The sequence below is a fragment of the Enhygromyxa salina genome (genome assembly GCF_002994615.1).
GTDB classification, from domain to species: domain Bacteria; phylum Myxococcota_A; class Polyangia; order Nannocystales; family Nannocystaceae; genus Plesiocystis; species Plesiocystis salina_A.
This window is the reverse complement of sequence record NZ_PVNK01000262.1, coordinates 1-5300: the sequence shown is the minus strand read 5'-3', so window position 1 is coordinate 5300 and position 5300 is coordinate 1. Positions and strand designations below refer to the sequence as shown.

The following is a 5300-nucleotide window of genomic DNA, read 5'->3' as shown; positions in this document are numbered from 1 at the left end:
CAATGATCTCCCGGACCTCCCCCCCCGCGACCGGCACCTCGGAGAAGTCCCGCAACATATGAGCGTGCCCGGCGAGGACCAGATCCCCACCTTGATGGGCAAATTCCCCAAGCGTGAGCATCGCCAGATCCTCCCGCGACCACCCGGCCCCGGTGATCTCGGCGTAGGGCGGGTGGTGCATGGCCGCGAGCGAGAACGCGGCGCCGTCGGCATCGAAGAGCTCGGGCAGGCGACCGACGACCGAGTCGGCGATCGACCCCGACCCGGTGTCGAGCATCGCAACGTGGACATCGCAGACATTGAACGAGTAGTTGCCCGGCCCGAAATTCTGATTGTAGAAGGGCAGCGTGGACGAATAGACGTCATGGTTGCCGGGCGTGAGCGCGAAGGGGACGGTCGCGGTCTCGAGCAGATCCGCGAACACGCGAAACTCGTCCTCGCTCGACGACTCGGTCAGGTCGCCGGGCATGACGACGCCGGTCAGCAGCTCCCCGGCCGCCTCGGCGTCGCTCGCCTCCTGCGCGATCCGCTCGATGATGCGCGAGAACTGCGTGGGGTTGGTCTGGACGTCGGCGAGCACGAGCACGCGGAAGCTCGAGGTGCAGGCCGCCGCGAGGCCGAGCCCGCCGCGGACCCAGGTCACGCCGTCGGCGGGCACGGTGATCTCGAGCTGGCGCTTCGTCCCGACCGTCGACAGCTCGACGAGCGCGGCGTCGGCCTCGAGCACGGCCCGCGGGTGGACGTTGTCCAGCTCGAGCTCGACGGTGAGCTCGGCGTCGGTCGTGTTGCGCAGCGAGAGCGCGAAGTCCCCCATGTGGGCGACCCGCGCCGTGAGCACGCCGCCCCGCTCGACGACGATGCCCTCGGCCGACCACGAGGCCGTGTCCTTCGTCGCGCCGGGCCGCTGAAAGCGAAGCTCGACCCCGCTCGAGCTCAGGACCCGCGCGAACCCGTTCTCGGCCAGCACGCGGCACTCGGCCCGGTTGAAGTCCGGGGTCGCGCACTCGGTCTCGGTGCAGCTCGTCAGCGCCGCGGCGACGCCCAGGGTCAACGCGAAGTTCATCGATGTGGTGTTCATGGTCGACCTCCGCCGCCGCGGCCGCTGCCGCCGCCACGGATATTGGGTAGGACCACGCCCACGCGCGCGTAGGGGCTCACGCCGCCGCCGATCCGCGCGCCGAGCTCGAGCTGATACGCGACCGGTGAGCCGAGCGGGCGCACGCGGATTGCGAACTGCGTGACGAGGTGGCCGAGGAAGCCGACGACCGCGCCAAAGTCGAGGCCCGGGCCCGAAAAGCGCGAGTGGATGTAGCCGAGGGTGTACTGGCCGACGACGGTGGCCCGCCTGGCCCGCACGAGCTTGACGATCGGCACGTCGAGATCGAACCACGACTCGCTGTAGATCGAGCCGAGCACGGGCGCGCCGAGCTGGACCTTGCCGGGCGTCCCGTGGCCGATCAGATCCCAGCGCGGGCCCATGTAGAAGGTGAAGCGCTGGCGCGGTGAGATGTGCCAGCGGAGCCCGAGATTCATCGGCGTCAGGGCGACGCGCTCGCTGACGCGCGGCTCGTCGCCGAGGGTCAGCGAGTCTTGGGCGAAGAACGCGAGCGGCTTGTAGCGCAGCTCGAGCTGACCGAGCTGACCGAACTTGGCGGGCCGTCGCGCGAGCGGATAGGGCAGGCGCAGGGCGAGGTCGAGGCCGAGCTCGAAGTCCCAGCTCTTCGACTCGAGCGCGGGCGCGAAGCTGCCGTCGGCGTTGGCGGCCTGCGGTCGTGGGTCGCGCTCGAGCTGAGTGCCGAGGGTGCCGCCAAAGCGACCGAGGAGGCGCAGGCGGCCGCGATCACGGGGAAAAGACAGGGTCGGCGCGAACGAGCCCGAGAGGCTGTAGGGGAGGGACTCGTCGGTCACGCTCGACCCGCCGAGGGCGAGCCCGAGGGCAAAGGTTGGCGGGGTGATGCGGTCGTAGAGCGTCGGGCCGTCGCCGCCGAGCAAGCTCATGGCCCCCCCGATCGTGGCCGCGCCGAGGGCCATGAGCCCACCCGCCGCGAACGAGTAGGCCGGGTCGCCGACGCGCTGGTGGTCGCCCGCGATGAACACGAGCGCGACCGAGGTCGCCGTGGCCACGGCACCGAAGGTCGCGAGCAGCAGGCGCGCGCTGGTCGTGCGATAGCAGGGCTCGGCGTCGGGCAGGCAGCGCTTGACTCGGGGGATCCGCGCGGGCTCGACGAGCGCGGGCGCTGGCGGCTCGACCGACGAGGCTGGCTCGGCTGGCTCGGCTGGCTCGGACTGCTCGGCTGGCTCGGACTGCTCGGCTGGCTCGACCGACGAGGCTGGCTCGGCTGGCTCGGCTGGCTCGGACTGCTCGGCTGGCTCGGCTGGCTCGACCGACGAGGCTGGCTCGGCTGGCTCGGCTGGCTCGGACTGCTCGGACTGCTCGGTGCTCACGGGCGGCGAGATCTCGACTCGCTCCTCGGGCACCTCCGGGGGTCCCGCGAGCATCACCATGACAAGCGCACCGACCATCGCCGAGTCGCTTGTTACCACGACTCGGCCCAGCGCGGCTCGGTTTGATTCGATCCGACTCGAAGATCTCAGCCGAAGATCTCGGCCCCGAATTCGCGCAGCTCGGGCAGCGTGTCGGGGGGCTCGACGTGGCGCGAGGCCGTCCACACGCGCAGGTCGTGGGTCGACGAGGTGATCGCCTCGATCGAGCGCTGGGTTCGTTGGGCGAGGGCGCGGGCGCCCGCGTAGGCCGTCCACACCCGATCGGCCTGGCTGGGGTCGGCGAGGGCCTCGTCGAGGCGCTCGCGCGGGGGCGCCTCGGGGACCAGGGGATCGATGCGGTTGAGCACGACTGCGTCGATGCGCAGGCCGTAGTCGGACAGCTGGGTCAAGAAGCCCTCGGCCTCGCGGACCGAGAAGGGCGAGGCGGTCGTGACCAGCAAGACACCGGTCGCGCGGCTGCGCAGGAGCTGCTCGAAGTCGCCCCCGCGGCGGTGGAATTCCTCGAGCACGTCGGCAAATTCGCGCAAGAAGGCGCCGAGATCCCCGATGAACTGGCCGCCGCCGATCGTCTCGAGCGTGCGGCTGAGCAGCGAGCTGCCGAGCCCGAGGATCTTCGCGCTGATCCGACCGGTGCCCGCGAGCAGCCGCGCGCCAGGGTTGTCGATCAGCTCGCGGACGCGCTTGGGCGCGTCGAGGAAGTCGATCGCGTTGGCCGTGGGCGGGGTGTCGAGGATGATCAGGTCGTGCTCGCCCGCGTCGACGAGCATCTGGACCCGGGCCATGGCCGCGAACTCGAGCGCGCCCGAGAGGCGCTGGGCGGTCGCGCGGTAGATGCGGCTTTGGAGGATCTTCTCGGCGGTCGCGCGGCTGCTGGCGTTGTCGCGCACGATGTCGTCGAAGACCTGGCCGCCGTCGAGGATCAGGGCGTCGAGGTGCATGCCCTCGTCGCGCACGACCGCGACGACCTCACCGGACGTGCTGGTCTCGAGCCCGAGGGCCTGCGCGAGTCGCCGCGAGGGATCGATCGTCACGACGACGACCTTGCGGCCCTCGCTGGCCGCGTGAAGCCCGAGCGCGGCCGAGCAGGTCGTCTTGCCCACGCCACCGGGCCCGACACACAGCACCAGCCGACGATCACTGAACACCGTGGACGCGCTTTGCGGTTTCACTTAGGCTCCTGCCTGCGATGACGCAGCGCCAGGGGTATCGCGTACGCGTGGGCGAGCGCGAGCATGAGGTCGAGATCGAGATCGACGCGGCCGGCGAGCGCCGGATCCTCGTCGACGGACAGGCCCTCGAGGTCGCCGACGCGGGGGCCCACGCCGTGCGCGTTGGCCCGCAGGGTCCTCAAGACGCCCGCCAGCTCGAGCTGACCCTGGCCGGCGAGCCGCGCCCGAGCGAGGCGTGGGTCGGGGTCGTCGGCGCCCGGGTCCAGGTCGAGGTTCGGACCGAGCAAGAGGCCCGGCTCGCGGCCGCGCTCGGCAAGGGCGCGTCGGGCTCGGCCGGCGGCTCGCTCGCGGCCCCGATGCCCGGGCGCGTGGTCAAGATCCTCGTCAGCGAGGGCGAGGTCGTGGAGCTCGGCGCGCCCGCGATCATCGTCGAGGCCATGAAGATGGAGAACGAGCTCCACACCCCGAGCGCGGGCGTCGTGCGCAGGGTCGAGGTCGCCGAGGGCGAGACCGTCGACGCGGGGCAGGTGCTGATCGAGATCGAGCCCGATCCGCCGGCCGACGAGTGACGCGCTAGCGCGGAGCATCGGCCGCGTCTCCTCCCGCTTCGATGGTCGCGAGCAGCTCGCGGAGTTGCTTGGGCCCCTCGAGGCCCCAGGGCCACCACGGGACCGTGATCAGATCTTCGTCGAGCTTGGTGTTGGCGCGCTCGTCGAGCCACGCGGACACGACCTCGCGCTGATCTCGACCGCGCTCGCCGATCCGATCGACGACCGCGAGCATGTTCGAGACCGCGTCGTCGTGCTCGCGCGGCGGCAGCGGCGGAAGCAGCGGCCACAGCTTGTTGACGACCAGGGTGCCCGCGCCCATGCCGATCTCCCGACGCAGGGCGGTCGCGAGCTCGCCGAGCTCGGTCAGCGGCCACGGCTCGGGCAGGCCGACGAGCACCGCCGCGCAGACCGAGGGATCCTGCAGCGAGTTGCGCATGGCCTCGGCCTCGGCGGTCAGCGGGCCCTCGGCCACGGTCTCGAGGATCGCCTGGGGCACGCCGAGGACCAGGCGCAGGTGACCCGAGGCCGGGCCGTCGAACACGATCGTGTCGTAGCTGCGCGCGCGCACGGCCTCGTGCCAGACCTTGCCGAGGATCGCGAAGTCGTCGAGGCCGGGGATCGCCCGCAGCAGCCTGCGGATGACCTTGTTGCCGAACACCATGTGCGACAGCCGCTGGCTGCGGGTCACGAGGGCGCCGTACTCCTCGACGCAGGTCGCGGGGACCAGGCGCTGGATCTCGAGCCCGGGCGCGATCTCGACGGGCTGGTCGCTGAGCTGCTCACCGCCGAGCATCCACGCGAGGCGATCGTCGTGGCCGGTCGTCGCGATCAGGACCTTGCGAGCGCGGGCGGCGAGCGCCGAGCCGAGCAGCGCGGCGACGGTCGTTCGACCGACGCCGCCCTTGCCGCTGACGATCAGGAGGCGACGGCGCTCGAGGTCCGCGAGCAAGCGGCTGGGGTCGCTGCGTCGAAGCTCCGGCACCGGGGCAGGAGCGTGGCACAGCTATGCTGGCATTGCGAGCGATCAGACCGGGATCAGCGGAGCTGTGGGGGCGGCCGCGGGCGGGGAGGGAGG

At 71.6% G+C, this 5300-nt stretch carries 5 protein-coding genes; 1 reads left to right on the top strand and 4 read right to left on the bottom strand.

From position 1 onward, the window contains the following. The 3 genes from ENSA5_RS30010 to ENSA5_RS30000 all read right to left on the bottom strand — a co-directional run. Positions 1-1078 (bottom strand): metallophosphoesterase family protein (locus ENSA5_RS30010; protein WP_146156255.1); only part of this gene is annotated, 1078 nt, incomplete at its 3' end. After that, the gene (locus tag ENSA5_RS38525) at positions 1075-2523 is read right to left on the bottom strand and encodes a hypothetical protein (RefSeq protein ID WP_181198303.1); all 1449 of its coding nucleotides are present in this window, start codon (positions 2521-2523) and stop codon (positions 1075-1077) included. The genes ENSA5_RS38525 and ENSA5_RS30010, both read right to left, overlap by 4 nt. Before the next feature lie 68 nt (positions 2524-2591). Then, positions 2592-3674, bottom strand: coding sequence for an ArsA family ATPase (locus ENSA5_RS30000; RefSeq protein WP_106395145.1), 1083 nt, complete (start codon positions 3672-3674; stop codon positions 2592-2594). Positions 3675-3691: 17 nt separating this feature from the next. On the opposite strand from ENSA5_RS30000, the gene ENSA5_RS39605 reads away from it, so the two are divergent. Further along, on the top strand, positions 3692-4243 hold the full coding sequence (locus tag ENSA5_RS39605) for a biotin/lipoyl-containing protein (protein ID WP_106395144.1): 552 nt from the start codon (positions 3692-3694) through the stop codon (positions 4241-4243). A gap of 4 nt (positions 4244-4247) precedes the next feature. Here ENSA5_RS39605 and ENSA5_RS29990 read toward each other — a convergent pair whose 3' ends face one another. Continuing rightward, the gene (locus tag ENSA5_RS29990; protein ID WP_181198302.1) at positions 4248-5207 is read right to left on the bottom strand and encodes an ArsA-related P-loop ATPase; all 960 of its coding nucleotides are present in this window, start codon (positions 5205-5207) and stop codon (positions 4248-4250) included. Positions 5208-5300 lie beyond the last annotated feature (93 nt).

Bases quoted from the DNA above. Each gene is read 5' to 3' on its own strand.
- ENSA5_RS38525 (WP_181198303.1), bottom strand. From the start codon at position 2,523: ATGGTCGGTGCGCTTGTCATGGTGATGCTCGCGGGACCCCCGGAGGTG.
- ENSA5_RS39605 (WP_106395144.1), top strand. From the start codon at position 3,692: ATGACGCAGCGCCAGGGGTATCGCGTACGCGTGGGCGAGCGCGAGCAT.